At 40.4% G+C, this 3,181-nt stretch carries 1 protein-coding gene and 1 pseudogene; one reads left to right on the top strand and one right to left on the bottom strand.

Annotation, left to right across the window (positions count from 1 at the left end):
- A pseudogene (locus tag M1G14_RS10810) lies at positions 1-845 on the top strand (ISL3 family transposase); the annotation flags it as partial.
- A gap of 212 nt (positions 846-1,057) precedes the next feature.
- On the opposite strand, the gene M1G14_RS10805 reads toward M1G14_RS10810, so the two are convergent.
- A partial coding sequence (locus tag M1G14_RS10805; protein ID WP_247926602.1) for a mucin-binding protein occupies positions 1,058-3,181 on the bottom strand: 2,124 nt, incomplete at its 5' end.

The following is a 3,181-nucleotide window of genomic DNA, read 5'->3' as shown; positions in this document are numbered from 1 at the left end:
TATCGTAAACTTGACCAGTTTACTTTCAAGGAACATTATGACAAACTCCCTGCTGTTATGTCCTGGGATGAGTTTGGGTTCAAGAAAGGTGGACTAGCTTTTGTGGCACAGAACTATGAGACCAACCAACTCATAACCATCCTTGATAATCGCCGCCAAACCACTGTACGAAACTACTTTTTAAAGTATCCATTAAAAGCTCGCCAACAGGTGCAGTTTATCACAATGAATATGTCTGGAGCCTATATCCCACTAGCCCGCAGACTCTTTCCAAACGCAAAAATTGTTCTTGATCGTTTCCACATCATCCAGCACCTTGGTCGTGCCTTTTTAAAGACAAGAATTATGATTATGAACCAATTCGATAAGAAGTCACTACCCTATCGAGCCTTGAAAAATCATTGGCGACTCTTCCAAAAGGACAGCCGTAAGTTATCTCTCAACTCTTTTTATTCAAAGACTTTCCGTCAAACCTTAAGTCCACATGAAGTTGTTAGGAAAACACTAGACTTTTCAGAAGAGCTTACCGAATACTATACACTTTATCAGCTCTTACTTTTTCACTTTCAGGAGAAAAGAGTGGATCAGTTCTTTGAGCTGATAGAGGAAAATATGAACAAGGTCAATCAATACTTTCAAACTGTCTTTAGGACTTTTCTTAGAAACAAGCAATACATCAAAAACGCACTAGAAACGGACTATTCAAATGCAAAACTTGAAGCAACTAACAAGTTGATCAAAGACATCAAACGCTTGGGATTCGGTTTTAGAAACTTCATTAACTTTAAGAAACGTGTCTTCATCACTCTGAACATACATAAAAAGAGGACCTATCCGGTCCTCTCAAGATGTTAGCTTTTCGTCACCCACTACAGTTGACAAAGAGCCGCTTTTCGTCACCCACTACAGTTGACAAAGAACCAAAATAAGACAGTAACCTCAGAATAGCTACTGTCTTATCTCTTTTTTTACTTAAAGCCTTGATAGACTTAGCAAATGGTAGAAAAGAGCCTTCTTTATCTGATTGCAAATTAGCATCTAATGAGAATCAAAATGATTATTCTTCATCTTCTCTTTTCTTACGAGCAATCAATGCAAATCCACTTAGGGCTCCTAGAAGTCCAAGTGCTCCAAGGCTAGCATGATCTTCTGTACCTGTATTTGGAAGTTCACGTTGACCATCCATGTATTGAGGCGTAGAAGGCGCTACTGGTTGGGCTGGAGTTGTTGGAGTTCCATTATTGTTTCCATTGTTATCTCCATTATCTGCTGGTGCAGGATTTGGTTTAGGATCATTTGGTACATAATTAATTGGTGTATCCTTCGTTGGATCTTCCGGTACATTAGGTACTTCATATCCTTTTGTTGGATCATTTGGATCAACTGGTTTCAATGGTTGACCTTCTGGATCCACAGGAACAAATCCTGGTACATAAGGTACTTTAGGTTTCTCAGTTCCTGGTTTAGTTGGATCTTTCGGATCGTTTGGATATGGAATTGGATTTGTTGGTGTTCCTGGGATATTTGGCACCCATGAACCTAACTTATCGTAAACAACTGTTTCGTTGATATCCTTGATTGTATCAGGTGTTACTTTTACATCTTTAGTTGATGATTCTAGATCTCCAGCTTTAGCAATGTATCCTTTCACAACTGGTACTGGGTATCCGTTGAAGATATCGTCGTTACGATCTGTTGTCCATTCTCCATATGTGATTTCTCCTGTAACTAAGTTAACTTCAGCATCACGAGTGAACTTGATTGTTTCAACACGAGTTTCAGATATTTCTTTTCCGTTACGATCTACATACTTGATAGTACGTGTAGCAGCTTTCTCAATTACCATATCTTTTACAGTATTTGGCCATACTGGGCTATTTGGATCGTTAGGGAATACTGGTTTACCTGGTTCTGGTGTAGATGGTGTTACTGGAGTTCCATCTGGGTTCTTCGGTAAGTTTGGATTATTTGGATCTACTGGTTTACCTGGTGTAACTGGAATAATTCTTTCAGCTACTGTTACATTGAAGATTTGATCTACAGATTTATCCTTATCAAATACTCTGTCTGTATCTTTAGATGGGAAGTCGTTCTTAACTATTCTGTATCCAGCTTTTTCAAGTTTTTCAATAGTCTTAGTTACTTCATCAACTTTAGACTTAGTGAAGTTAGCTCCTGAATCACCTTCATCTACTACTGGAGTTGCTACTACTTTACCATTTTCAGTTACGAAGTTTGTGATAGCTTTTTGTCTATCAGTTACGTAATTGATTGGTGTATCCTGAGTTGGATCACTTGGAATTGATGGTGGGTTGTAACCCTTGCTTGGATCGTTCGGATCTTTAGGTGTCAATGGTGTTGTGCCATCTGGACCTACTGGGGTAGTGCCTGGTACATGTGGAATCAATGGAAGATCCGTACCTGGTTTCGTTGGATCTGTTGGATCGTTTGGATATGGAAGATTTGGTACTTTTGGAAGTCCGTCTGGTACATTTGGTACGTATGAACCAAGCTTCTTGTATTGTACAACTTCTTCGCTATCCTTATCGTCAGGAGTCACTGTCTTCGCTGCTACATTAGCCTTATCTGCCACAAAGCCAGTTACTACTGGTGTAGCTTCTTCGGCCAATTCTTTCGTAGCTGGTGTCCATGCACCGAAGGTTTCCTCACCAGTTACACGGTTACGTTCACCTGTACGTGTGAAGGTTGCTTCTTGAGTTACTGGAGCTTTCAGAGCTGGACGACCGTCTGTTTGACCATCTGCGTATTCATACTTGATCGTACGAGTTACTTTGCTATTCAATTTAGCTGGGTCTGTTACTGGCTCTTTACCTTGACGAAGAGTAACCACGAATTGTTGGTCCGTCTTATTATCATTGTCAAAGTTCTTAGGTCCTGCGAACTCATCGTTCACCACTTCGTAACCCTTGTCTGTCAATTCTTTCAGACGGGCTGCGTAGTTGGTAGTTCCGATTGGCTCACCTGACTTACCACTTTCAACGACCTTACCAAGTTCCTTGTTGTTATCGTCTTGGTCTACGAAGGTAATAATCGCTTTTTGACCATCTTTAACGTAATTGATTGGTGTATCCTGAGTTGGATCGCTTGGAATTGATGGTGGGTTGTAACCCTTGCTTGGATCGTTCGGATCTTTAGGTGTCAATGGTGTTGTGCCATCTGG

The sequence above is a fragment of the Streptococcus parasanguinis genome (assembly GCF_023109675.1).
In the GTDB taxonomy this organism is placed as follows: domain Bacteria; phylum Bacillota; class Bacilli; order Lactobacillales; family Streptococcaceae; genus Streptococcus; species Streptococcus parasanguinis_I.
This window is presented reverse-complemented; position numbering and strand designations above follow the sequence as displayed.